This window comes from Aeromonas sobria, from assembly GCF_050266975.1.
In the GTDB taxonomy this organism is placed as follows: domain Bacteria; phylum Pseudomonadota; class Gammaproteobacteria; order Enterobacterales; family Aeromonadaceae; genus Aeromonas; species Aeromonas sobria_B.
This window is the reverse complement of sequence record NZ_JBKISU010000006.1, coordinates 12,147-36,955: the sequence shown is the minus strand read 5'-3', so window position 1 is coordinate 36,955 and position 24,809 is coordinate 12,147. Positions and strand designations below refer to the sequence as shown.

Genomic DNA, 24,809 nt, shown 5'->3' with positions numbered 1-24,809 from the left:
GGCATTATACGCCCCCAACGCCATAGTTCAATCCTTGTGCTGTCTGGCCAACCAGCTCAGGGTCGCCCTCCCCTCCTCGTCGTCGGCACTCAGCCAGCAGTCGCTGTGATGCTCGAAGTGCAGCCAGAGGCGGCACGCCTCGAACGCCAGCTGCCAACAGTGGCGATCGGCGCCGCTGTCCCGCTGCAAGGGGATCAGTTCCCACTCGGCCAGCAACTCCTGTGCCAGGACGGGGAAGCTGTCCCAATCCAGAGCAGGATGGCCCAGCAGCAGTATGCCGGCCTCCTCATCCCTGCCCGTCACCTGCCAGTGCACTGACATGGCTCTCCTCCTCTTGTCCGCCCCGGGCTCAGCTGCTGCATGAGAGTGCTTCCCCCAGATACCAGTCAGGATGCGGGGTGGCGAACGCCTCGAACTCGGGCTGATCGTCATAGGGATGCTGCAACGCCGCATAAAGCCGCTCAAACGGCGCCATGTCGCCCCCCTCGGCGGCCTCGATCACCTGCCGGGCCAGGGCATTGCGCAGCACGTACTTGGGATTGACGGCATTCATCCGCCCCTTGCGGGCCGCATCCTCGCTCCCCTCCCGGGCCAGGCGCGCCCGATAGGCGTCGAGCCAGCCCTGCCAGGAGGCGGCATCCGGCAGCAACGCCAGCAGGGAGACAGGCCAGGGCCCACTCGCCTCGACCAGGGCGAGGCGACGCAGGAAGAGGTGGTAATCAATCTTGCCCGCCGCCAGCTGCTGGAACATCTGACGGAACAGGGCGGGATCCTCGTCCTCCCAGGTCAGCAGCCCCAGCCTGGCGCGCATCAGCTCGGAGTAGTGCAGCATCAGCTGATGCTCGTACTGGCCGAGGGCCGCTGCCAGGGCCTCCCCGTCCACATGATCCGCCAGGGCCTGGGCCAGCTTCTGCAGATTCCAGTAGCCCACGGCCGGCTGCTGGCTGAGGGCATAGCGGCCACCGCTGTCGGTATGGTTGCAGACGAAATCGGGCTCGTAACCGTCGATGAAGCCGTAAGGGCCGTAATCCAGGGTCAGCCCCAGAATGGACATGTTGTCCGTGTTCATCACCCCATGGGTAAACCCGGCCGCCTGCCACTTGGCGATGAGCCGCGCGGTGCGGCGCACCACCTCGGCAAACAGCTCGGCGCCACTCTCCAGTTCGGGGAAGTGGTGGCGCAGCAGATAGTCGATCAGCAAGGGGATCTTCTCCCCCTGGCCGCTCCAGGCGAAGTATTCGAACTGGCCGAAGCGCAGGTGGCTCGGCGCGGTGCGCAGCACGGTCGCCCCCGTCTCCACCGTCTCGCGATAGACGGGCTCGTCGCTGCCCACCAGCACCAGGGCGCGGGTGGTGGGGATGCCGAGGGCATGGAGCGCCTCGGAGGCCAGGTATTCGCGAATGCTGGATCTCAGCACGGCGCGGCCGTCGCCGAAGCGGGAGAACGGCGTCTTGCCCGCCCCTTTCAGGTGCAGATCCCAGCGCTGGCCATCGGGGCCCTGCTGCTCTGCCAGCAGCAGGGCGCGGCCATCTCCCAGGCGCGGGCTGTAGCCGCCGAACTGATGGCCCGCATAGACCTGGGCCACCGGCTGCATGCCCGGCAGGGGCCTGGCCTGGCCGCAGCAGGCCAGCCACTGTTCATCGCTCACCTCGTCAAGCCCCAGTTCGCCGAGCAACGGGCGGTTGAGGTGCAGCAGGCGGGCGTTGGCCAGGGGCTGGGGCGCCACCGGCTCGCAGGCCCAGGGCAATTCGGTGGCAAAACTATTGATCAGCTTCATGGTGGTGCGATTCGTCCCTGCGTATGCTCGTGTCACTCTGTTATACCGCCGTCGGCCGGTTCCGGCTAACGGGCGATGGTTCTATTTCATATCAAGGAGAAGAAGATGCAAAGATGGGTATATGCCCTGCCCTTGCTGGCACTGGCGTGGGGGCAGCATGCCAGGGCGGCCGATATCGAGGCGGGCAAGGCCAAGGCGGCGGTCTGCGCCGCCTGTCACGGGGCGGATGGCAGGGCCAGCGTCCCCGTCTATCCCCATCTGGCCGGCCAGCACTCGGCCTATCTGCTCAAGCAACTGAAGGCCTTCAAGGATGGCAGCCGTCAGGAACCGCTGATGGTCCCCTTCATGGCGATGCTGAACGAGGCGGACATGGAGAATCTGGCGGCCTATTACGCCAGCTTGAAGTGAAGCGTGCGCCCGACTGCCGGGCGCACTGACTCTTCCTACCGACGGCAGCCGTCGATGATCAGATCCATAAAGGCTTCGCCGAAACGCTTCAGCTTGCGCTGGCCGACGCCAGCGAGGGCCTGCAGCTCGCTCTGTGTCATCGGCATTCCTCTTGACCCAACCATCCCCAACTGACCCCCTAGCGGCGGTAGTAGTCGATGATCAGATCCATAAAGGCTTCGCCAAAACGCTCCAGCTTGCGCTGGCCGACGCCGTTGACTGCCAGCATTTCAGCCTCGGTCATGGGCATCAGCTGGGCCATCTCCACCAGGGTGGCGTCGTTGAACACCACATAGGGAGGCACCTCCTCCTCCTCGGCGATCTGCTTGCGCAGGGCCCGCAGCTCCTTGAACAGCCGCTTGTCGTAGTTGGCGTTGTCCAACAGGCCGCTGCGCTTCTCCTTGCGGCTGGAGATAGGCTGCAGGCGCGGCACCGCCAGGGCCAGCGTCACCTCGCCGCGCAGCACGGGGCGGGACGCCTCCGTCAGCTGCAACACCAGATTGCGGGTGATGTTCTGGGTCAGCAGCCCCTTGTGGATCAGCTGACGAATGACGCTCATCCAGTATTCGTGGCTCTGATCCTTGCCGATGCCATAGGTGGACAGCTTGTCGTGGCCGTGGTCCTTGATACGCTGGTTCAGCGACCCGCGCAGCACTTCCACCACATAGCCTACCCCGAAGGCCTGCCCCACCCGCCAGACGCAGGAGAGCGCCTTCTGGGCGTCTTCGGTGCCGTCATAGCTCTTGGGGGGATCCAGGCAGATGTCGCAGTTGCCGCACGGCTTGTCGTTGTACTCGCCGAAGTAGTTGAGCAGCACCTGGCGGCGGCAGGTCTGCGCCTCGGCGAAGGCCGCCATCACGTTGAGCTTGTACTGCTCCACCTGCAGCTGCTGGGGGTTTTCGATGTTGTCGAGCAGGCGGCGCACCCGGCCGATGTCGGCGGGATCATAGAGCAGCAGCGCCTCGGCCGGGGTACCGTCGCGCCCGGCCCGGCCCGTCTCCTGGTAGTAGGATTCGATATTCTTGGGCACGTCATAGTGCACCACGAAGCGCACGTTGGGCTTGTCTATCCCCATGCCGAACGCCACCGTCGCCACCACTATCTCGACGTCATCCTTGAGGAAATCTTCCTGGGTACGCTGGCGCTGCTCGAGGGGCAGACCGGCATGGTACGGAGCCGCCTTGCTGCCGTGGCGAACCAGGCGCTCGGCCACCTCCTCCACCCGGTTGCGGCTGGAGCAATAGACGATGCCGCAGTTGCCCTTCTGGCCCTGGACATAGCGCAGCAGCTGCTCCGCCGCCTTGAACTTCTCCACCAGGCTATAGCGGATATTGGGTCGGTCGAAGCTGGCGGTGTGGACGAAGGGATCCTGCAGCTCGAGGCGATGCAGGATATCGCGCCGGGTTGCCTCGTCGGCGGTGGCGGTGAGGGCCACCACGGGCACCTGGGGGAACCACTGCTTGAGCCGGCCCAGGGCCGCATATTCGGGGCGAAAATCATGACCCCATTGGGAGACGCAGTGGGCCTCGTCGATGGCAAACAGGCCGAGGGGCTGCTCGGCCAGCCTGTCCATGAACTCGTGTTGCAGCAGCCGCTCGGGGGAGACATAGACAATCTTGATCTCGCCCCGGCGCATGGCGGCAAAGTGCTGGATCAGCTCCTCCCGGCTCAGGGCCGAGTTGATGTAGGCCGCCGCCACCCCGTTGGCCCGCAGGGTATCGACCTGATCCTTCATCAGGGAGATGAGAGGGGAGACCACCACCCCCAGACCGGGTCGCAACAGGGCCGGGATCTGGTAGCAGAGGGATTTGCCGCCGCCGGTCGGCTTGAGCACCAGGCCATCGCGCCCCGCCACTATCTGTTCGATGATCTCCAGCTGACCCGGCCGAAACTGCTGATAGCCGAACACCGCCTGCAGCAGGGCAAGGGGATTCTCTGGCTGAGGGTCGGGCAAGGTGTCGGCGATGACGGTCATGGGCTCTCCTTTGGGGTCGCCATTCTAAAGCAGCCGCCGCCCACAATAAACCTGCCATTGCGACTGTTAACAATGTGTTGCAGACTGGTTGGAGTTTTTACTCGGCTTGACCAGGGATGGATCGATGAAGCAGATGATGAAGAAGATGGCGCTCAGTGGCATTGCCAACCTGTTTGCCGAACGGATGCCGTTCAACAAGCTGATCGGCATGGAGGTGACCCACTACGATTTCGACAGGGTCGAGCTGCGCATCAAGATGGATGACAAGCTGGTCGGCAACCCCTTTCACCGCATACTGCACGGCGGCGTGACCGCCACGCTGCTGGACGTGGCGGGGGGCATGATAGTCGCCGCCTCCTGCATCGACGAGCTGGAGGAGTTCTCCCCCAGCTACCTCAAGGAGCGCTTCTCCCGCCTCGGCACCATAGACCTCAGGGTCGACTACCTGCGACCCGGCCGCGGCAGCGAGTTCATCGCCACCGCCCACATCATCCGCGCCGGCAGCAAGGTGGCCGTCGCCCGCATGGAGCTGCACAACGAAGCGGGCACCCACATCGCCTTCGGTACCGGCACCTACCTGGTGGGCTAAACGCCGAGACTGCATAAAAACCGAGCTTTTAATCAATCTTTAATCATTGGATTAATTACCCCCTCGCCATCATCCGGTCCATACTGGAGGTCGGGATTGTGATGCAGATAGGGAGAGAGATTGATGAGTGCGAGTCTGGCGGTCGCTTCACCCAGTGTCTTGTTGCAGCAACTTGAATCCATGCGCAACGAGGTGCAGACACCCGAATGTCGTCACTGGCTTGAACAGGAGCTCGAGGGTTATGCCCCGGACGCTCAACTGCCCTGGTACCGCATCATCGCCTGCCGGCAACGTGGTCACTTCTTGGATCTGAACACAGGACGCTATCTGACTTGCCATATCGGCAGTCAAACGCTGTGCCAACGCGATTTGGCCCATATTCAGTTCATCTATGCCCGCGCCCCTGCCGCTCACTACCTGTTGCACCCCAGTTCCGATATCGAGCCTTGGCCCGACGATCTCAAGGAGCAATACCAGGCCTTGCTGATCCCTGGCTACCTCTGTCTGCAAGCCTGGCACGAGCCCGTCTCTTCCTTGCGGTTACGCTTGATGGAGGGTATTGAACAGTTCATCAACGAGTATCCCAAACACGCGGCTCTGCAACCACAACATAGCTTCAAGGCGTTGCAGCACAGTCATTGGCATATCTGAGAGAGCGCCCGGCGCGCAAGGAGGGCACCATAGACAAGACCCATAGCGAGCTAGTGACAATCTGAAAGATCACGGGATCAGCAACAGATCTCACCCAGGGCCACCGAGCGGTGGCCCGCTTTTTTGTGGCTAGCCGCCCCGCCTACAAAGGAAGCAGACGGCGACCCAGAACCGGGCCGCGCCGGATGTCTGAATGCGAAAAGGCCGCTCTGTTGAGCGGCCTTTTCTAATATGGTCGGTGTGAGAGGATTCGAACCTCCGACCCCTTCGTCCCGAACGAAGTGCGCTACCAAGCTGCGCTACACACCGATGTCTGCGGGGCGAGAATTTACCTAAACCCCGCACTCGGCACAAGTCTTTTTTCAGTTAAGCCGCAAAAAAAGCGCCATTCGCTCAACTATTGGGCGATCCTGGCCATTGAGGGGAAAAACCTGTCCGCTCCGCAACTTGGCGCTGCCTCATTGCGGCAGACGGAACTCGGCCGGCCCCAGCAGTCGGCGGCTCCAATCCGCCACCCGGCCGTGCTCCAGCCAGTGGGCCGCATGCTGCCGCCAGCCCGGCGACAGGGCCTGGGTGTCGGTCAGCAGCAGCAGATCGTCTTCGTTGCGCACCCCGTTGAACAGGATGTCGGCACAGCGTTTCACACTCAAGCCAGGATAGGGACGATCGACCAGGGTCAGATCGGCATCGGGCGCCACCCTGCCCTCCTCCAGCACCCGCAGCAGCCAGCCACAGCGACCGCTGAGCTGCATCACCTGGGATAGCTGGCCATAGCCAAAGCGCAGATTGAGTTTGAAACAGGGGGATCTTGGCTGGCTGATCTGGATCAGCGCCTCGCCAAGCCGGTAGACATCGCCGATGCAGGCCTGTTCCTCGGTCAGGCCGAGACCGGACAGGTTCTCGCCAAAGGCGGCCGGCTGCCAGGCGATGGCGGGTTCGGGCAGCGCCATGGCCTGCTGCCAGGTCTGCCACCAGAGATAGTGTTCCGCAGGGTAATAGTGCAGGGCGCGTTCGATGCCGCCGTGGTGGCGTTGGTCGCTCTGCTCGTCTCCGTCCAGCCCCAAAAAGGAGCAGAAAACGGGATCCGTGATGATGGACTTGTGGATGGCGCTGGTGAGGGTCGGGGCCAGCTCCGAGCCATGGCCGCGAAAGAGGGATATCCGCATTCTCATCCTCCTGATTGACGAGAGAATGCGGATATTATCAGACTCAGGTCACCGACTGCATCTGCAGCATCTGGGAGATTTCCGCCCGGCGCCGCTTCTCGGCGCGGGCCATCAAGAACCAGCTGGTGAAGGTGAACAGCGACACCGACAGCAGGATGAGGCTGGCCACCGCGTTGATCTCGGGCTTGACCCCCAGACGCACCGCGGAGAACACCTCCATCGGCAGCGTGGTGGAACCGGGGCCTGAGACAAAGCTCGCCAGCACCAGATCATCCAGCGACAGGGCGAAGGACATCATGCCGCCCGCCGCCAGGGAGGGGGCTATCATGGGGATGGTGATCAGGAAGAACACCTTCCACGGCTTGGCCCCCAGATCCATGGCCGCCTCCTCGATGGAGAGATCCAGCTCCCGCAACCGCGCCGATACCACCACGGCCACATAGGCGGTGCAGAAGGTGGTATGGGCGATCCAGATGGTCATCATGCCTCGCTCGGCGGGCCAGCCCACCAGCTGGGCCATGGCCACGAACAGCAGCAGCAGCGACAGACCCGTGATCACCTCCGGCATCACCAGAGGGGCGGTGACCATGCCGCCAAACAGGGTGCGACCCTTGAAATTCGGGATCCGGGTCAGCACGAAGGCGGCGACCGTCCCCAGTGCCACGGCGGCGATGGCGGTGTAGAAGGCGATCTCCAGGGAGCGCATCACGGCCGTCATCAGCTGGGTGTTGTCGAGCAGGCCGAAATACCACTTCAGCGACCAGCCCCCCCAGACGGTCACCAGCTTGGAGGCGTTGAAGGAGTAGATCACCATGATGACCATGGGCAGGTAGATAAACAGCAGACCCACCACCAGCATCAGGCTGGGAAAATTGATGCGTTTCATGCCTTGCCCTCCAGCTCTTTGGCCTGGTTGCGGTTAAAGAGAATGATGGGGACGATCAGCACCGCCAGCATCACCACCGCCAGGGCAGAGGCCACCGGCCAGTCGCGGTTGTTGAAGAACTCCTGCCACATCACCTTGCCGATCATCAGGGTCTCGGGGCCTCCCAGCAGTTCGGGGATGACGAACTCGCCCACCACCGGGATGAACACCAGCATGCAGCCAGCGATGATGCCGTTCTTGGAGAGGGGAACCGTTATCCTCCAGAAGCTGTTGATGTTGCTGGATCCCAGATCGGAGGCCGCCTCCAGCAGGCTCATGTCATGCTTCACCAGGTTGGCGTAGAGCGGCAGGATCATGAAGGGCAGATAGGAGTAGACCACACCGATATAGACCGCCAGGTTGGTGTTGAGGATCTGCAACGGCTCGTCGATCAGCCCCATGCTCAGCAGGAAGCCGTTGAGCAGCCCGTTGTTGCTGAGAATGCCCATCCAGGCGTAGACCCGGATCAGGATGGCGGTCCAGGTCGGCATCATGATCAGCAACAGCAGGACCGTCTGGTTCTCCTTGTTGGCCCGGGCGATGGCATAGGCCATGGGATAGCCGATCAGCAGGCAGATGAGGGTGCTGAAGAAGGCCATCTTGAGGGAGCCCAGATAGGCGGCCAGGTAGAGCTCATCGTCGCCGAGCAGCACATAGTTGCCCAGGTTGAGCAAGATGGTGAGCTGATCATCGGCCCAGCTCACCACATCCGTGTAGGGCGGTATGGCCACGTCCGCTTCGGCGAAGCTGATCTTCACCACTATGATGAAGGGCAGCAGGAAGAAGAGGAACAGCCAGAAGAAGGGGATGCCAATCACCAACCGGCGCCCCCCCAATCGCTTCAGTCGTCTCAATGCCATCATGATTGCAGCACCACGCCGCTGTCATCTTCCCAGTAGAGGAACACCTGATCATCCCAGGTTGGCCGCTTGCCGTGGCGTTCGGCATTGGCGATGAAGGCCTGCACGATTTTGCCCGAGGGCAACTGGATGTGATAAACGGAGTGACCACCGAGATAGGCGATGTCGTAGACCAGCCCCTTGGTCCAGTTGAAGTCGGGATGCTCGAGATCGGCCGGTTTCTGGGTGCTCATCAGCAGCTTCTCGGGACGCAGGGCGTAGGTCACCTTCTTGTTCTCGGCCCGGGAGCTGATGCCGTGGCCCACGTAGATGGGCTGCTCCAGATCGGCGCAAGCGATGGTGGCATGGTCCTGCTCATCCTCCACCAGCAGACCGTCAAACAGGTTGACGTTGCCGATGAATTCGCACACCAGGCGGCTGGCCGGGGTCTCGTAGATGTCCATGGGGCTGCCGATCTGCTCGATGCAGCCCAGGTGCATGATGGCGATGCGCTCGGCCATGGTCATGGCCTCTTCCTGATCGTGGGTCACCATGACACAGGTCACCCCGACCCGCTCGATGATCTCGACCAGCTCCAGCTGCATCTGGGAGCGCAGCTTCTTGTCCAGCGCCCCCATGGGTTCGTCCAGCAGCAGCAGCTTGGGACGCTTGGCCAGGGAGCGGGCCAGGGCCACCCGCTGGCGTTGGCCGCCGGAGAGCTGGTGCGGTTTGCGTTTGGCGTACTGGTTCATCTGTACCAGCTTGAGCATCTCCTCCACCCGGGCGTCGATCTCCGCCTTGGCCAGGCCATCCTGCTTGAGGCCGAAGGCGATGTTCTGGGCCACCGTCATGTGAGGGAACAGGGCGTAGGACTGGAACATCATGTTGATGGGGCGCTCATAGGGCGGCATGTCGGTGATGTCGACCCCATCGAGAAAGAGCCGTCCCTCGGTCGGGCGCTCGAAGCCGGCCAGCATCCGCAGCAGGGTGGATTTGCCGGAACCCGATCCGCCGAGCAGAGCGAAGATCTCCCCCTTGTTGATGGTCAGCGAGACGTTGTCGACCGCCAGGGTCTCATCGAACTGCTTGCTGATCCTGTCAATTTTTACCAGCACCTCCTTGGGTTGCTGGCTGCCCTCGAGGGCTTTCTTATAGGCACTGGAGGCTATTGCCATTACCACTCACTCCCGACTTGAAATAGTGACCAGAGGGTCGATCCAAAAAGCAATTGGCGCCCGGACGGGCGCCATGGTTAAGTGCCGGACTTGATTTTTGTCCAGCTCCGGGTCATCAGCCGCTGTATGGCGCGGGGATGTGCCTCCTGCACATAGAGCCGCTCCAGCACCGCCTGGGGCGGGTACACGGACGGATTGTCACGCACGCTCTCATCCATGAAGGGTCCCGCCTTGGCATTGGGGTTGGCGTAGCCCACATAATCGCTCACCTTGGCGATCGCCTCCGGGGTGAGCAGATAGTTGATCAGGGCATGGGCCTCCTTCACATTGCTGGCATCGCTCGGGATCGCCAGCATATCGAACCAGAGGTTGCCCCCTTCCTTGGGAATGCTGTAGGCGATCTGGATCCCCTTGCCCGCTTCCTCGGCCCGGGAGGCCGCCTGCAGCACGTCTCCCGAGAAGCCGGCGGCGACACAGATGTTGCCGTTGGCCAGATCCGAGATGTACTTGGAGGAGTGGAAGTAGGTGACATAGGGCCTGACCGCCAGCAGCTTCTGTTCCGCCAGCTTGATGTCGGCGGGATCATGGCTGTTGGCATCCTTGCCCAGGTAGTTGAGCACGGCCGGGATCATCTCGTCGGCCGAGTCCAGGAAGGCCACCCCGCACTGGGTCAGCTTCTTCATGTTCTCCGGTTCGAACAGGAAGGCCCATGAGTCTATCTTGTCGACCCCCAGCACGTCCTTGATCTTGTCGACGTTATAGCCGATGCCATTGGTGCCCCACAGATAAGGGATCGCATACTGGTTGCCCGGATCCGCCTTGTCGAGCTGACGCATCAGGGTCGGCTCCAGGTTGACCATATTGGGCAACTGGGACTTGTCCAGCTTCTGGAAAGCCCCCGCCTTGATCTGCTTGGCGAGAAAGTTGTTGGACGGCACCACCAGGTCGTAACCGGTGCGCCCTGTCAGCAGCTTGCCTTCCAGGGTCTCGTTGGAATCGAACACGTCATAGACGGTATCGATGCCGGTCGCCTTCTGGAAGTCACTGAGGGTGGTCTCACCGATATAGTCAGACCAGTTGTAAAAATGCACCACAGGCTGGGCCAGTGCCGCGTTTGCCAACCCCAGCGTCAGGGTCATGGTTATCATCTTGGAAATATGCACGTCTTAACTCCTTTATGTCCTTGGAAATTGAGATTCCGCATCCATACGGCGTCTATGTCTGCCCACTCCCGTGGGTACCCTCCCGGCCAAACGGCGGACCGGGAGGGGCATTGCGGTTACTTGCCGGACTTGATCTTGGTCCAGCTGCGGGTCATCACGCGCTGTACCTTGGCCGGCAGATCCGGGAAGGTGTAGATCTTCGCCAGGGTCTCGTCACTCGGGTAGATGCCCGGATCGGTGCGGATAGCCTCGTCCACCAGTGCCGTCGCCGCCTTGTTGCCGTTCGGGAACTGCACAAAGTTGGTGATGTTGGCGATCACTTCCGGCTTCATCAGGTAGTTGATGAAGGTGTGAGCAGCCTCGGTGTTCTTGGCATCCGCCGGGATGGCGATCATGTCGAAGAAGCTGCCCGCCCCCTCTTTCGGGATGGTGTAGGTCAGATTCACGCCGTTGTTGGCTTCCACCGCCCGCGCCTTGGACTGCTGCAGGTCACCCGAGTAGCCGACGGCCACGCAGATGTTGCCGTTGGCCAGATCCGAGATGTACTTGGAGGAGTGGAAGTAGGCGGTATAGGGGCGAATGGAGAGGAACAACGCCTCGGCCTGCTTCAGCTCCTTCGGATCCTGGCTGTCTGGCTTGAAGCCCAGGTATTTCAGGGCAGCCGGCAGCATCTCGGTCGGTGAATCCAGGAAGGAGACGCCGCACTCTTTCAGCTTGGCCATGTTCTCGGGCTTGAACACCAGATCCCAGGAGTCCACCGGCGCATCCGCCCCCAGGGCCGCCTTCACCTTGTCGATGTTGTAGGCATAGCCGATGGTGCCCCACAGGTAGGGAATGGAGTACTGGTTGCCCGGATCGCTCGGCTCGAGCGCCTTGAGCAGGGAGGTATCCAGGTGCTGCCAGTTCGGCAGCTTGGCCTTGTCCAGCTTCTGGAACACACCCGCCTTGATTTGCTTGGCCAGGAAGGGGTTGGACGGCACCACTATGTCATAACCCGAACTGCCCGCCAGCAACTTGGCTTCCAGCACTTCGTTACTGTCGAAGACGTCATAGACCACCTTGATGCCCGCCTCCTTCTGGAAGTTCTCCAGCGTATCCGGCGCGATATAGTCGCTCCAGTTATAGACGTGCAGAACCTTGTCATCGGCCATGGCCCCGGCACTGAACATCCCCAGCGCCATGGACGCGGCCAGCATTCCCGTTTTGAAAGACATCATCCTTGTCTCCTAAGCAAATGTATGCGCACGACCATCTGGCCAGAGGCAAGCTAGCCTGCCAGCGTTTGCGCCGTCAGATCCAGACTGCGCCTGGCCAGATCGATCAACTCATCAACCTGTTCCTCGGTGATGACCAAGGGGGGCGATATGATCATGGTATCGCCGACTGCCCTCATCACCAAGCCATTGTTAAAGCAGAACTCTCGACATGTCATCCCCGCATTGGCCGAGGCCGGGAAGCGGGTGTTCGTCTGCTTGTCCTGCACTATTTCCAGCGCGGCAACCAAGCCCTTGCCCCGGGTTTCCCCGACGATGGGATGACCGGCCAACTCGCGCCAGCGCCGCTGCAAATAGGGGCCGATATTATCATGCACTCGCTTAACTATGCTCTCGTTTTGCATAAGGGTAATGTTGGCGATGGCCACGGCGCAGGCGACCGGATGGCCGGAGTAGGTGAAGCCGTGATTGAACTCCCCACCCTGCTCGATCAGCACCTCGGCGACCCTGTCACCCACCATGACGGCCCCCATCGGCAGATAGCCGGAGGTGATCCCCTTGGCCAGACACATGAGATCCGGTTTGATGCCAAACCCTTCGCTGGCAAACCAGTGGCCGGTGCGGCCGAAACCGCAGATCACCTCGTCGGCGATGAGCAGGATGCCGTACTGGTCACAGATGCGCTGGATCTCGGGCCAGTAGCTGTCGGGCGGAATGATGACGCCGCCAGCACCCTGGATGGGTTCGCCGATGAAGGCCGCCACCTTGTCCACCCCCAGCGCCAGGATCTTCTCCTCCAGCTGGCGGGCTCGCGCCAGCCCGAATTCGTGGGGACTCATCCCCTGGCCCTCACCGAAGTGATAGGGCTGGTCGATGTGCTCTATGCCCGGGATCGGCAAGCCGCCCTGGGCATGCATCCCCTTCATGCCCCCCAGGCTGGCCCCCGCCACCGTCGAGCCGTGATAGGCGTTGTGGCGGCTGATGATCACCTGCTTGTCCGGCTGCCCCTGGCAGGCCCAGTAATGGCGCACCATGCGCAGTACGGTGTCGTTGCACTCCGAGCCCGATCCGGTGAAGAAGACATGGTTGAGATGGGCCGGTGTCACCTCGGCCAGCAGGGTGGCGAGCTGCGCCGCGGGCGGGTGGCTGGTCTGGAAGAAGAGGTTGTAATAGGGCAGCTGCTGCATCTGGCGGGTGGCGGCGTCCACCAGCTCCTGGCGGCCATACCCCAGGTTGACGCACCACAGGCCTGCCATGCCGTCGAGGATCCTGCGCCCTTCGGAGTCTTCGAGATAGACCCCCTGCGCCCCCGTGATGATGCGGCTGCCCTTCTGGTTCAGGGCCTGGAAATGGGTGAAGGGGTGTAGATGGTGGCTGGCATCCTGTTGCTGCCACTCCCTGGTATTGGACATGAATTGCTCCTCGGTTCCTTCGATATGAGCAGGGGAAGCCGTGGCCTCCCCCAAAGCAGGGTCAGACGTTCAGCAGCAGGAACTCTCGCTCCCAGCGGCTGATCACCCCGAAGTAGGTCTCGTACTCCTTGCGCTTGACCGCGACGAAAGCCTGGACGAAACGCTCCCCCAGCATCTCCTTGATGGGCTCGCACTGTTCCAGATGGCTCAGGGCCTCCTCCAGGGTACGGGGCAGGCTGTAGGGCAGGTCATAGGCGCTGGTCTTCATCTCGGGCAGGGGCTGCAACCGCTCCTGAATGCCGAGATAGCCGCAGGCCAGGGTGGCGGCCAGGGCCAGATAAGGGTTGGCGTCGGCCCCGGCGAAGCGGTTCTCGACCCGGCGCGCGTTGGCATCCGAATAGGGCACCCGCAGGCCGCAGGTGCGGTTCTCCACCCCCCATTGCACGTTGCGCGGGGCGCTCTCGCCGAAGGTGAGACGACGATAGGAGTTGACGTTCGGCGCCAGCAGGGCCGTCACCGCCGGGGTGTATTTCTGCAAGCCGGCGATGAAATGCAGGAAGAGTTCGGTGTGGCCACCATCCTCGGTGCCAAACAGGTTGCGCCCGTCTCCATCCACCAGGCTCTGATGGATGTGCATGGCGGAGCCCGGCTCGTCGCTCATGGGCTTGGCCATGAAGGTGGCGTAGATGCCGTGACGATGGGCGGCCTCGCGCATGGTGCGCTTGAACAGGAACACCTGATCGGCGAGATCGATGGCGTCCCCGTGCAGGAAGTTGATCTCCATCTGGGCGGCGCCGGACTCGTGCACCAGGGTGTCCACCTCCAGATTCTGGGCCTCGCAGTAGTCGTACATGTCTTCGAAGATGGGGTCGAACTCGTTGACCGCATCGATGCTGAACGACTGGCGCGCCGTCTCCGGGCGGCCGTTGCGGCCGATGGGCGGCACCAGGGGATAGTCGGCATCCTCGTTGCGCTTGACCAGGTAGAACTCCAGTTCGGGGGCCACCACCGGCTTCCAGCCCTGCTTGTCGAAGCAGGAGAGCACCCGGCGCAGCACGGAGCGCGGCGCTATGTCGATCAGGTTGCCGCTGGTGTCGAAGCAGTCGTGGATCACCTGGGCGGTGGGTTCCAGCGCCCAGGGCACGAAGCGAATGGTGTTGGGGTCGGGGAAGAGGTGCATGTCCCGCTCCAGCGGATCTATCATGCTGTCGTCGTCCGGGTAGTCGCCGGTGACGGTCTGGATGAAGATGACTTCGGGCAGGCGCATGCCCCCCTCACGCAGAAACTTGCTGGCCGGAATGATCTTTCCCCGGGCGTTGCCGGTGAAATCCGGGATCAGGCACTCCACTTCCGTGATGCGGTTGGCATCCATCCAACCCTTGATACTGTCCATGTTAAACCCCGACTTGACGGTTGCCATTGGCAGGGGTGTCTAATATATGGAACACCCCTGTTGCAGATATGTAATGTCCGCCTCCATAAAAGCCCGCCGCTGTGGCGCCTGTCAAGGTGCTCTGTTTAAAAAAGCACAAGTCATTGTCTGAATAACGGCCAAATCGATACAAAATACTAAACACCCAGCCTCGAACAGACAGGGGCGCATCTCCCTGCCGACGCGGCTCGTCGCAGCCCGCCATCCTCAGTCAGAACCCGTCTTCTCCCCGCCGATTATTTGCAAGGGCGCACACTCTTCGCGCACTGCGCTTTGCTTGCCGGCGTTTTTTTGGTACAAGGCCCGCCCTGATTTGCACGCTTTTCGTCGCCATCTGCGGTAAATCGAGGACACAGGGCTTGGACTGGATGCAGACCGCCCCCATAACTACGGAAAATTGGGTTAGAAACTGACTGGTAAACCTTATGTGTGATTTCATGACAGAAGACCAACTGGCCTACTACACGGGACAGATAGAGGGGCACATTGCCGAGCTCGAAGAGCGCCTCAACTCCCAGGCCAGCCAGGCCATCGCCACCGATACCAACGAGATGGCCGATGAAATTGACCGGGCCAGCATCGAAGAGGCCCGCCGCCTGGAACTCAATCGCATCGAGCACGACAAGCTGCACCTGCGCAAGCTGAGGGCGGCGCTGCGTCGCATCAACGAAGGTGACTTCGGCTACTGCGAGTCCTGCGGCGAGCAGATCGCCCTCAAGCGTCTGCAGGCTCGCCCGGAGTCCCGTTACTGCCTCGAGTGCCAGAGCACCAAGGAGTTCAACGATACTCACGTGTTCCGCCGCGTCGCCTGATGCGCGCCAGGCCCCCGGCTGCCCGCCGGGGGCCTGGCCATTTGGCCATCCTCACCCGACCCCCTCCCGATTTGCCCCATACCGCCGCCCTGGCACGAGGCGCTGACCCGTTATTCTGTTAGACTCCGGACTATTTTCAGGTTGTTTCAGGAGTGCAGACAGTGAAATGGCTCATCACCCTGTGTCTGTGCCTGCCCTTGCTGGCGCAGGCGCAAGACCTCGTGGTCAAGATCCCCAAACGCCCCGTCAACCAGCTGGACGGCGACTATCAACTCAAGTTGCTGGATCTCGCCCTGCGCCACTCCGGCCAGGCGTTTCGGATAGAGCAGGTCGATGTGGATCTGAACCAGTTCACCCTGCAACAGCAGCTGCGAGAGGGCAAACAGATCAATGTGTTCTGGATGGGGACGTCCAGCGCCCTGGAGTCGGCCCTGCTGCCCGTGCCCGTGCCGCTGTTTCGCGGTCTCGAAGGCTTGCGCATCGCCTTCATCCACGAGAAGGATCAGGAGAAGTTCAGCCAGATAACGAACCTGGAGCAGCTCAGGAAGATGCGGGCCGCCCAGGGCATCGGCTGGGCCGACAACCGGGTCTATCAGGAGGCGGGCATCCCCACCTACATGACCCGCTTCAGCAACCTGTTTCGGCTGATGAACGATGGCGGCCGGCTCGACTTCTTCCCCCGCAGCCTGGTGGAGATCTTCGCCGAGCAGCGGGAGCTCGCCAGCCAATATCCCAACCTGGTGGTGGAGCAGCACCTGCTGATCCGCTACCCCTTCGCCGAGTTCTTCTTCGTCAGCCCTCGCCATCCCAAGCTGGCCAAGGCGCTGACCCGGGGGCTGGAGTCCGCCTATGCCGACGGCAGCTTCCTGCGCTTCTTTCGGGAGAGTCCGGCCATCCGCACCGCCCTGGCCAACGCCAACCTGGCCGGTCGCACCACCATACAGCTGGCCAACCCCGACATGACCCCCTTGCTGCGCAGCATACCGGCCCACTACTGGGACTATCCTCCCAGCCAAGGTCAGTAACGACCGCTGCCCATCCGTTATTGATGCCGATATGGAGAGACCCATGCGTTTCCTGAACACTCTGCTGGCCTGTGCCCTGCTGCTGCCCGCCCTGGCCCACGGCAAGGCCGACACCGTCGGCGAGGTGAGCACCGCCTTCAAGCTGCTCGGCCCCAACCACAAGATAGTGATCGAGGCCTTCGACGATCCGGACATCGCCGGCGTCACCTGCTATCTGGCCCGCCCCAAGACAGGGGGCGTCAAGGGCGGCCTCGGCCTGGCCGAAGACCCCTCCCACGCCTCCCTCTCGTGCCACCAGACCGGCCCCATCGCCGTGCCGGACAAGCTCAGGCAGGGGGAGGAGGTGTTCGACGTCAACACTTCCCTGGTGTTCAAGGAGCAGAAGGTGGTGCGCTTTTACGACGAGAAGCGCAATGGGCTGGTCTATCTCACTTACAGCACCAAGCTGATCGATGGCTCCTACAAGAGCGCGGTCAGCGCCGTGCCCATCATGCCCTGGGGCTGAGCCACCGGGCCTGTCACATTCACACGGAGGGAGTTGCAGATGTATCGGACCATATTGGTGACCGGCGCCACCAGCGGCATAGGCTATGCCCTGGTCGAGGAGCTGACCCGGCTTGGCTACCAAGTGTTTGCCACCGGTCGCAACCAGGAGGCCCTCACCCGCCTCAAGCAGGCGACGGGCTGCCTGGGGGAGACGGCGGACCTGGCCGACCCCGCCGCCCTGCTCGCGCTCTACGCCAGTGCCGAGCAGGCCCTCGGCCCCATCGACGTGCTCATCAACAACGCCGGCATGAACAGCCGCAAAGCCCCCCTGGTGGAGACCAGTCTGGAGGAGTTCGACCAGCAGTACGCCATCAACCTGCGCGCCCCCTATCTGCTGGCCCGGGAGGCCCTCAAGTCGATGCAGCCCCGTGGCCGTGGCTACCTGATCAACGTGGTGAGCACGGTCGCCAAGCGCAGCAGCGAAACCATGGGGGTCTACACCGCCATGAAGCAGGGCCTCGCCGGCCTGAGCCAGGTGATGATGAAGGAGGCCCAGCCCCACGGCATCAGGGTCACCACCCTCTATCCGGGCGGCACCGACACCGGCTTTCGCCCCCAGGCCAGGCCGCAATACATGCAGCCCGCCAGCGTGGCGCGCACCCTGGTCCATCTGCTCACCCTGCCGGAGGACGTGATGATGCACGAGATGACCTTCCGCCCGCCGGTGGAGCTGGAGTGAGTCGGGGCAGCCGCCGCCCCCGGCATATGGCCGCTCGCCCCGGGGGCGGTCCGGCGCCGGTTTCTGGTGCCGCGCCCGCCGCCTTGTTGTAAATTAACCACAACCCTCACGTTGTTGGAGAACCGCCATGCGCGTCGCCCTATTCAGTACCAAGAGTTACGACAAGGAACACTTTCACCAGGCCAATGAGCAGTACGGCTTCGACCTGGAATTTTTCGATGTGCGGCTGGAGGCCAAGACCGCCCGTCTCGCCCACGGCTTCCCCGTGGTCTGCCTGTTCGTCAACGATGACGCCGACCGGGAGGTGCTGACCGAGCTGGCCCAGCATGGCACCCAGGTCATCGCCCTGCGCTGCGCCGGTTACAACAACGTGGATCTGGTCGCCGCCAGGGAGCTGGGGCTGAAAGTGGTGCGGGTGCCCGCCTACTCCCCCGAGGCGGTCGCCGAGCACGCTGTGGGCCTGATGATGACCCTCAACCGCCGCATCCATAAGGCCTATCAGCGTACCCGGGACGCCAACTTCTCCCTGGAAGGGCTGGTGGGCTTCAACATGTTCGGCCGCACCGCCGGCATCATAGGCACCGGCAAGATAGGGATCGCCACCCTGCGCATCCTCAAGGGCTTCGGCATGCGCCTGCTGGTGAGCGACCCCTACCCGAACCAGGCCGCCATCGATCTCGGCGCCGAGTACGTGGACATCGATACCCTGCTGCGCCAGTCCGACGTCATCAGCCTGCACTGCCCCCTGTTCAAGGAGAACTACCACCTGCTGAACAAGGAGGCCTTCGCCAAGATGAAGGACGGTGTGATGATCATCAACACCAGCCGGGGCGGCCTGCTCGATGCCAACGCCGCCATCGAGGCCCTCAAGACCTCCCGCATCGGCGCCCTGGGGCTGGACGTCTACGAGGAGGAGGAGGATCTCTTCTTCGAGGACAAGTCCAACGAGGTGATCACCGACGATGTCTTCCGCCGCCTGTCGGCCTGCCACAACGTACTGTTCACCGGTCACCAGGCCTTCCTGACCCGCGAAGCCCTGCACGCCATCGCCGACACCACCCTGGGCAACATCCAGGCTATCGGCCAGGATGGACGCAGCGACAACGAGGTCGAGTCCTGAGCACGTCCCTTGTGGCCGACACTACCCTCGGCAACATCCAGGCAATCGAAAGCCAGGGCAGCAGCGACAACGAGGTCGAGTCCTGATCCAGCCGCTGACACTGGCCCAGTCCAGTCCTCCCAATATCCTGCGCCGACTTGTGAGAGTCGGCGCAATTCGTTAGGCTGTCCGGCCCCTTTTTGCACAGGAGCCCGCCCCCCATGTTTATCGGATTCGATTACGGCACATCCAACTGCGCCGTCGCCGTGATGGAGCAGGGCAACCCCAGGCTGTTGCCCCTCGGCGCCTCCCACTATCTGCCCTCCACCCTGCACGCCCCGCACCGGGATGCCATCGCCGGCCTGCTGGCCGAAGGCCTCTGCCCGGCCCAGCAGCAGAGCTACCTCAAGCTGCGGGGCCCCGTGGTGCAGCGCGCCCAGTCGGTCCGTCGCCAGATGCGCGACGAGGGGCTCATCGACGAGCTCAGCTTCGGCGCCGCCGCCCTGGATCGCTATCTGGAGGCGCCGGACGAGGGTTACTACATCAAGTCGCCCAAGTCCTTCCTCGGCGCCTATGGTCTCAAGCCGCCCCAGATCGCCCTGTTCGAGGACATCGTCTGCGCCATGATGCTGCATGTGCGCCAGCAGGCGGAGCAGCAGCTCGGCCAGCCGGTACGCAGCGCCGTGATCGGTCGCCCGGTCAACTTCCAGGGGCTGGCCGGGGAGGAGAGTAACCGCCAGGCCATCGCCATCCTCGGCGAGGCGGCCCGTCTGGCCGGGTTCGAGCGGGTGGCGTTTCTCTATGAGCCGGTGGCGGCCGGTTTCGAGTTCGAGGCGCGCCTCACCCAGGATGCCGTGGTGCTGGTGGTGGATATCGGCGGTGGTACCACGGACTGCTCCATGCTGCGGATGGGGCCGAGCCACCGCCACCGGCTCGAGCGCGACGACGATCTGCTCGGCCACAGCGGCCAGCGCATCGGCGGCAACGACTTCGACATCCGCCTCACCGTCGAGGGCATGATGCCGCTGCTCGGCATGCACGAGACCCTCAAGACCGGCAAGCCGCTGCCTCACCCGCTGTTCTGGGACGCGGCCGCCATCAACGACGTCAGCGCCCAGGGCCGCTTCTACAGCCTGGAGACGGCGCGCTCCCTGCAGGATCTGCAGCTCGACAGCGCCCCCGACAGCAAGCTGCCCCGCCTCGCCCGGCTACGAGCCCACAAGCTCAGCCACCAGCTGGTCTGGCGCGCCGAGCAGGGCAAGATCCAGCTCTCGGACCAGGAAAGCTGCCAGCAGCCGCTCACCGAGCTGGAGCGGGGGCTGCATGCCGAGCTGCACCGCGATCAGCTGGCCCAGGCGTCCGCCCCCCTGTTGGAGAAGATAGGGGAGCTGATGGATGACGCCATCCAGGCCGCCGGGGTGGCGCCTGACCGCGTCTTCATCACGGGAGGCAGCGCCCGCTCCCCCCTCATCAAGGCCTATATCAACGACAAGCTGCCCAGCCTGCCGGTGGATGGCGGCGATGACTTCGGCTCGGTCGCCTCGGGGCTGGCCCGTTATGCCGAGCGGCTGTTTGGCGCCCCCCGGGGCTGACACCGCCCAGAGCCCCATCCAAAAGAGGCGGCGGCCCCGGGTCGCCGCCTCTTTTCTTTGGCCGAAGGTCACAGGCCGGAAATCATGGGCCGGAAGTCACGGGCCGGCAGTCATTGACCGAGAACCAGGCCCCATCGGCGCCAGATTGCCCCATATTCCGACCCTGCTGACTCCCCCCACGCCCCGGGGCGACAGAAGCGGTCGGGGGGGCGCCCCCGGCCCCTGCCGCCCCGGGCCCGGCGGCGCTATCCTTGAGGCTCCCACTACCGGAGCCCTCCCATGTACAGATTTTTGCTGCTGGTGCTCGCCCTGCTGTTGCTCGGCGGTTGCAGCTCGGCCCCCCAGTTCAGCCGCCAGGACCTGATGCACCATCACTGGGTGCTGGACAGACTCGATGATGAGGCCATTGCGCTCCCCGCCCGCAACCGGCCGGATTTCGAGATAGGCGAGCACTTCACCGTCAACGGCATCGCAGGGTGCAACCGCTACTTCGGCCAGGGCCACCTCAAGGGCGACAGGCTCAAAGTCACCAACCTGGGCAGCACCAGCATGGCCTGCCCGCCCCCCCTCGACACCATAGAGCAGGCGGTGCTCGACACCCTGCAACAGGGCGCCACCCTGACGGGAGACACCCAGCGGCTGATCCTGCAGGGAAAACGGCACCGTTTGGAATACAAGTTGCGGGACTGGGTCTACTAAACCGCCCCAGGCGCACGAAAGGGACGCCACAAACGGGAACAGGGCCCTTGCCTGTGGCACAATATGGGCAGTGCACGCAACGGAGGCGGCCCCCATGTCGATGGATCACCTGTTTGACAAGATCAAGCAACTGCTCACCATACCCCAGCTGCTTCACGAGCTGATGCAGAGCTTCGGCGACGAGAACGCCCAGATAGACAAGATTGCCACCCGGATCGCCATGGATCAGGTGATCAGTGCCAAGGTGCTGCGGCTGGCCAACTCCGCCGCCCTGCGTCGGGGCCACGACATCACCTCCATCGAACAGGCGGTGATCCGGCTCGGCTTCAACCGGTTGCGCTCCCTGGTGGTGGCTTCCGGCATCATTGGCAGCTTCAAGGCGCCGCCCAGCTTCGACAAGCATGCCTTCTGGACCGAGACCTTCCGGGTCGCCACCATAGCGCGGCTCCTGGCCCAGCACGCCAGGGAGATGGATCCCGAGACCGCCTTCACCTGCGCCCTCATCCACAACATCGGCGAGCTGCTGATCCAGAGCACCCTGCCCGACGAGGCCGAGCTCATCCATCTGGCGGTGCAGCAGGGGACCAGCCGGGTCGATGCCCAGCGCCAGATGCTGGGTTACGACTATGCCCAGCTCGGCGCCGAACTGGCCCGGCGCTGGCAACTGGCTCCCGCCTTCGTCACCGCCATCGCACAGCAGCTCGACCCCCTGGCCCACCAGCCCGTCAGCCGGGATGCCGTGCTGATCCGGCTGGCGGTTTTCGTCTCCTTCGCCTGGCATGCCGGGGTTCCGGCCCAGACCATCATCGCCCGCTTCCCCATGCCCCTGGCCGAGCCCCTGGGGCTGGATACCAGCCGGCTGGCCGCGCAACTCGAGACCCTTCACGAGCAGGGCAACCCCCTCGACGAACTCCTGACCCAATGAACGACATGACCCAAGATATCCCGTTTCTGTTTCACCCTCAGGCGGCCCCCTGGTTCCAGGAGGAGTCCGACTCCCTGCTACTCACCCTGTTCTGCGAAGAGGGGGCCCGGATCCGCGAGGTCTGGCTGCGCCACGAGCCGGACAACGAGGAGTACCTGCTGGCCATGACCCGGGTGGCGACCCGGGAGCGGCTGGGGATCTGGCAGGCCAGACTGCCCCTGGCCCCGGGCCAGGATCTGCAACTCTATTGCTTCAAGTGCCTCACCCATGAGGGCCAGTGGTGGCTGCACGGCGCCGGCATCAGCCCCGCCATGCCCCCCCGCGAGCAACATTTTCGCTTCAACGCCCGCCACCAGCCGCCGGCCTGGGTGCAGGATCAGGTGTTCTACCAGATCTTCCCCGACCGCTTCTGCAACGGCGATCCCTCCCTGAGCGTGCGCCATCACGAATACGAGTACGGCGGCAAGGCCGTCATCAGCAAGGCCTGGGGCGAGCCGGTCAGCCAGCAGGGGGAAGGCACCGCCAGCAGCGAGTTCTATGGCGGCGATCTGGCCGGCATCGACGGCAAACTGCACTATCTGCAGTCCCTCGGGGTGACGGCGCTCTACCTCAACCCCATCTTCGCTTCGCCGAGCAATCACAAGTACGACACCCAGGATTACTACCGGGTAGATCCCCATCTGGGCAGCAACGATCGGCTGGCCGAGCTGACCCGCCACCTGCGCCAGCGCGGCATGAAGATCATCCTGGACGCCGTGGTCAACCACACCTCGACCCAGCACCCCTGGTTCTGCCCGCCCAGGGGCGCCATGGGCAATCCGGATTCGGCGTTTCGCAAGTTCTATACCTTCGATCAGGAGGGGGACTATGTGAGCTGGAAGGGGATCCGCAGCCTGCCCAAGCTGGACTTTGCCAGCGAACAGGTGCAGGACGCCGTCTACCGCGCCGAGGACGCCATATTGCGTTACTGGATGCGCCCGCCCTACCAGATAGACGGCTGGCGCTTCGACGTCATCCACATGCTGGGAGAGCGGGGCACCGCCGAGGGCAATCCTGGTCACGTGCGCGCCATTCGCCACACCCTCAAGCAGGAGAACCCGGAGGCCTATGTGCTCGGCGAGCACTTCTTCGAGGCGAGCCAGTGGCTGCAGGGGGATCAGGAGGATGGCGCCATGAACTACTATGGCTTCGCCCACCCGATCCGCGCCTTCCTGGCAGGTCAGGACATCGCCTACCACCCCATCAGGATCAGCGCCGCCGAGCTCGATGGCTGGCTCAAGCAGGCCCGGGCCCACATCCCGTTCAAGAACCAGCTGGCCCAGCTCAACCTGCTGGACAGCCATGACACGGCCCGCTTCCTGCACCTGCTGGGGGAGGACAGGCAGCGCATGATGCTGGCCGCCACCCTGCTGCTCACCTATATCGGCGCCCCCTGCATCTACTACGGCGACGAGGTGGGCCTGTCCGGTGGCAACGACCCGGACTGCCGCCGCTGCTTCCCCTGGGACAGCACGGCCTGGGACCATGTGCTGCACGAGCACTATCGCCGCCTGACCCAGATCCGTCGCCAGCGTCCCTCCCTGCGTCGGGGCGACGCCCAGACCCTCTACGCCGGGGCCCACAGCTATGTGTTCGCCCGCACCCTGCAAAGCGATCAGGTGGTGGTGGCCTGCAACCGCCACCCCACCGAGCCCCGCACCATCAGCCTCCCCCTGTGGCAGACCGCCAGCCCCGCCAGCCGCTTCACCGATACCTTCAACGGCGACAAGTTCGAGGTGGTGCAGGGGGAGGTGCAACTCACCATCCCGGCCAACTCGGCCCGGGTGCTGCTGTCGAGCTGACAACCAAAACCGGAGCGCAAGGCTCCGGTTTTGGTTTGCTCACCCCATCCGGGTCGGCTGCATCAGTCGTTGATGCTGACGCAAGGCACCTCGTCCACCTGCCACAGCTGCTTGAGGTAAACGGTCAGCATGGAGCAGAGCGGCACTTGCCTGCTCGAGCAGGCCCCCTCAGTAGTTGATGCTGACGTAGGGGACCTCGGTCACATCCCATGCCTGCTTGAGGTAGACGGTGAGCACGAAGAAGAAGTTGGCCAGCAGGTTGGCGAAGCGGGCCAGTATGGGATCATGGCCGACGCCGCTCTCCTCGAGGCGCACCAGCAGGCGCACCACCTTCTTGCTGGCGCAGCGGCACAGGTGCAAGGCCGGGATCGGCTGGGGGCCACGGGGCAGCACGAAGCCGGTCACCCGGCCGCGGCTCGCCTCGTTGTAGGCGTCATAGCGCCCCTTGAGCCAGTCCAGATCCTCCTCGAAGATGCCGAGCCTGCCGCGCACCGAGCCGTTGAGGTTGTAGATGAGCCGCTGCAGGGTATCGAGATCGGCGAAGATGGCGGCTTCCCCCTCGCCAAGGGGCGTCGGCAGCATGGCCATGACAGCCCCCACCTGGCAGCAGAGCTCGTCGGTCGCTATCTCGTAGTCACACTGCAACTGGGTCTCGTAGATGAAGGGGTAGCAGAGCTCCCGTATGTCTTTCGGGCGCTTGTGGCTGCGCTGACGCGCGGCAGGGGCGCTGGCCTGCGCCTCGTCGGGGCCGGATTCGGGCTGCTGATCCATGGGGTTCTCGCTCGCGGGGAAAGCCGCAGTGTGCCAGCCGGGGGCGTCCCAGGCA

At 63.4% G+C, this 24,809-nt stretch carries 25 protein-coding genes and 1 tRNA gene; 12 read left to right on the top strand and 14 right to left on the bottom strand.

Annotated elements, in window-relative coordinates:
* Positions 1-27 precede the first annotated feature (27 nt).
* Both ACLHZ1_RS04910 and ACLHZ1_RS04905 read right to left on the bottom strand, forming a co-directional pair.
* Positions 28-321, bottom strand: a complete 294-nt coding sequence (locus ACLHZ1_RS04910; protein ID WP_427261198.1) for a DUF3630 family protein — start codon at positions 319-321, stop codon at positions 28-30.
* Positions 322-349: 28 nt separating this feature from the next.
* Positions 350-1,777, bottom strand: coding sequence for a protein adenylyltransferase SelO (locus tag ACLHZ1_RS04905; protein ID WP_427261197.1), 1,428 nt, complete (start codon positions 1,775-1,777; stop codon positions 350-352).
* 105 nt (positions 1,778-1,882) lie between these two features.
* On the opposite strand from ACLHZ1_RS04905, the gene ACLHZ1_RS04900 reads away from it, so the two are divergent.
* Entirely contained in the window at positions 1,883-2,185 is a 303-nt protein-coding gene (locus ACLHZ1_RS04900) for a c-type cytochrome (RefSeq protein WP_427261196.1), read from the top strand.
* Positions 2,186-2,220: 35 nt separating this feature from the next.
* Here ACLHZ1_RS04900 and ACLHZ1_RS04895 read toward each other — a convergent pair whose 3' ends face one another.
* A complete protein-coding gene (locus tag ACLHZ1_RS04895) occupies positions 2,221-2,325 on the bottom strand; it encodes an HRDC domain-containing protein (RefSeq protein ID WP_427261195.1) in 105 nt (34 codons plus the stop codon).
* A gap of 38 nt (positions 2,326-2,363) precedes the next feature.
* Complete coding sequence (gene recQ / locus ACLHZ1_RS04890; protein WP_427261194.1) at positions 2,364-4,199, bottom strand: ATP-dependent DNA helicase RecQ; 1,836 nt, start codon at positions 4,197-4,199, stop codon at positions 2,364-2,366.
* A 124-nt stretch (positions 4,200-4,323) separates the two neighbouring features.
* On the opposite strand from recQ, the gene ACLHZ1_RS04885 reads away from it, so the two are divergent.
* Both ACLHZ1_RS04885 and ACLHZ1_RS04880 read left to right on the top strand, forming a co-directional pair.
* Complete coding sequence (locus ACLHZ1_RS04885) at positions 4,324-4,788, top strand: thioesterase family protein (protein WP_408796071.1); 465 nt, start codon at positions 4,324-4,326, stop codon at positions 4,786-4,788.
* A 123-nt stretch (positions 4,789-4,911) separates the two neighbouring features.
* Positions 4,912-5,439 (top strand): hypothetical protein, encoded by a 528-nt coding sequence (locus ACLHZ1_RS04880; protein WP_408796073.1) that lies wholly within the window; start codon positions 4,912-4,914, stop codon positions 5,437-5,439.
* Positions 5,440-5,671: 232 nt separating this feature from the next.
* Here ACLHZ1_RS04880 and ACLHZ1_RS04875 read toward each other — a convergent pair.
* The 9 genes from ACLHZ1_RS04875 to ACLHZ1_RS04835 form a co-directional block, all read right to left on the bottom strand.
* Positions 5,672-5,748: transfer RNA gene (locus ACLHZ1_RS04875), tRNA-Pro, on the bottom strand.
* A gap of 149 nt (positions 5,749-5,897) precedes the next feature.
* Positions 5,898-6,605: an MOSC domain-containing protein gene (locus ACLHZ1_RS04870; RefSeq protein WP_427261193.1), complete on the bottom strand. Its 708-nt coding sequence runs from the start codon at positions 6,603-6,605 to the stop codon at positions 5,898-5,900.
* Between the two features lie 43 nt (positions 6,606-6,648).
* Positions 6,649-7,491 (bottom strand): ABC transporter permease subunit, encoded by an 843-nt coding sequence (locus ACLHZ1_RS04865; RefSeq protein ID WP_427261192.1) that lies wholly within the window; start codon positions 7,489-7,491, stop codon positions 6,649-6,651.
* Entirely contained in the window at positions 7,488-8,393 is a 906-nt protein-coding gene (locus tag ACLHZ1_RS04860; RefSeq protein WP_427261191.1) for an ABC transporter permease subunit, read from the bottom strand. Before ACLHZ1_RS04860 ends, ACLHZ1_RS04865 begins: the two co-directional genes overlap by 4 nt.
* Positions 8,390-9,544 (bottom strand): polyamine ABC transporter ATP-binding protein, encoded by a 1,155-nt coding sequence (potA, locus tag ACLHZ1_RS04855; protein WP_427261190.1) that lies wholly within the window; start codon positions 9,542-9,544, stop codon positions 8,390-8,392. The genes ACLHZ1_RS04860 and potA overlap by 4 nt, the downstream gene beginning before the upstream one ends.
* A 77-nt stretch (positions 9,545-9,621) precedes the next feature.
* Positions 9,622-10,692, bottom strand: coding sequence for a polyamine ABC transporter substrate-binding protein (locus tag ACLHZ1_RS04850; RefSeq protein WP_427261269.1), 1,071 nt, complete (start codon positions 10,690-10,692; stop codon positions 9,622-9,624).
* Between the two features lie 131 nt (positions 10,693-10,823).
* Positions 10,824-11,921, bottom strand: coding sequence for a polyamine ABC transporter substrate-binding protein (locus ACLHZ1_RS04845; RefSeq protein WP_427261268.1), 1,098 nt, complete (start codon positions 11,919-11,921; stop codon positions 10,824-10,826).
* 53 nt (positions 11,922-11,974) lie between these two features.
* Complete coding sequence (locus ACLHZ1_RS04840) at positions 11,975-13,333, bottom strand: aspartate aminotransferase family protein (protein WP_427261189.1); 1,359 nt, start codon at positions 13,331-13,333, stop codon at positions 11,975-11,977.
* Between the two features lie 61 nt (positions 13,334-13,394).
* Entirely contained in the window at positions 13,395-14,726 is a 1,332-nt protein-coding gene (locus tag ACLHZ1_RS04835; RefSeq protein ID WP_427261188.1) for a glutamine synthetase family protein, read from the bottom strand.
* Positions 14,727-15,190: 464 nt separating this feature from the next.
* Between ACLHZ1_RS04835 and ACLHZ1_RS04830 the strand changes: the two genes are divergently transcribed.
* The 9 genes from ACLHZ1_RS04830 (at position 15,191) to malZ (ending at position 23,983) form a co-directional block, all read left to right on the top strand.
* Positions 15,191-15,577: a TraR/DksA family transcriptional regulator gene (locus tag ACLHZ1_RS04830; protein ID WP_041998035.1), complete on the top strand. Its 387-nt coding sequence runs from the start codon at positions 15,191-15,193 to the stop codon at positions 15,575-15,577.
* A 161-nt stretch (positions 15,578-15,738) separates the two neighbouring features.
* On the top strand, positions 15,739-16,602 hold the full coding sequence (locus ACLHZ1_RS04825) for a hypothetical protein (RefSeq protein WP_427261187.1): 864 nt from the start codon (positions 15,739-15,741) through the stop codon (positions 16,600-16,602).
* A 43-nt stretch (positions 16,603-16,645) separates the two neighbouring features.
* Positions 16,646-17,107: a CreA family protein gene (locus ACLHZ1_RS04820; RefSeq protein WP_427261186.1), complete on the top strand. Its 462-nt coding sequence runs from the start codon at positions 16,646-16,648 to the stop codon at positions 17,105-17,107.
* Between the two features lie 39 nt (positions 17,108-17,146).
* Positions 17,147-17,827, top strand: coding sequence for an SDR family oxidoreductase (locus tag ACLHZ1_RS04815; protein WP_427261185.1), 681 nt, complete (start codon positions 17,147-17,149; stop codon positions 17,825-17,827).
* 127 nt (positions 17,828-17,954) lie between these two features.
* The gene (locus tag ACLHZ1_RS04810; protein ID WP_408796087.1) at positions 17,955-18,947 is read left to right on the top strand and encodes a 2-hydroxyacid dehydrogenase; all 993 of its coding nucleotides are present in this window, start codon (positions 17,955-17,957) and stop codon (positions 18,945-18,947) included.
* A 200-nt stretch (positions 18,948-19,147) separates the two neighbouring features.
* Entirely contained in the window at positions 19,148-20,518 is a 1,371-nt protein-coding gene (gene yegD / locus ACLHZ1_RS04805; RefSeq protein WP_427261184.1) for a molecular chaperone, read from the top strand.
* Positions 20,519-20,797: 279 nt separating this feature from the next.
* The gene (locus tag ACLHZ1_RS04800; protein ID WP_427261183.1) at positions 20,798-21,217 is read left to right on the top strand and encodes an META domain-containing protein; all 420 of its coding nucleotides are present in this window, start codon (positions 20,798-20,800) and stop codon (positions 21,215-21,217) included.
* 94 nt (positions 21,218-21,311) lie between these two features.
* Positions 21,312-22,142 (top strand): HDOD domain-containing protein, encoded by an 831-nt coding sequence (locus tag ACLHZ1_RS04795; protein ID WP_427261182.1) that lies wholly within the window; start codon positions 21,312-21,314, stop codon positions 22,140-22,142.
* A 5-nt stretch (positions 22,143-22,147) separates the two neighbouring features.
* The gene (malZ, locus tag ACLHZ1_RS04790) at positions 22,148-23,983 is read left to right on the top strand and encodes a maltodextrin glucosidase (RefSeq protein ID WP_427261181.1); all 1,836 of its coding nucleotides are present in this window, start codon (positions 22,148-22,150) and stop codon (positions 23,981-23,983) included.
* 168 nt (positions 23,984-24,151) lie between these two features.
* Here the strand turns inward: malZ and ACLHZ1_RS04785 are convergent, their stop codons facing one another.
* Positions 24,152-24,754 carry an ATP--cob(I)alamin adenosyltransferase gene (locus tag ACLHZ1_RS04785; RefSeq protein WP_427261180.1) on the bottom strand — a complete coding sequence of 201 codons (603 nt, stop codon included), beginning with the start codon at positions 24,752-24,754 and terminating at the stop codon, positions 24,152-24,154.
* Positions 24,755-24,809: the final 55 nt, after the last annotated feature.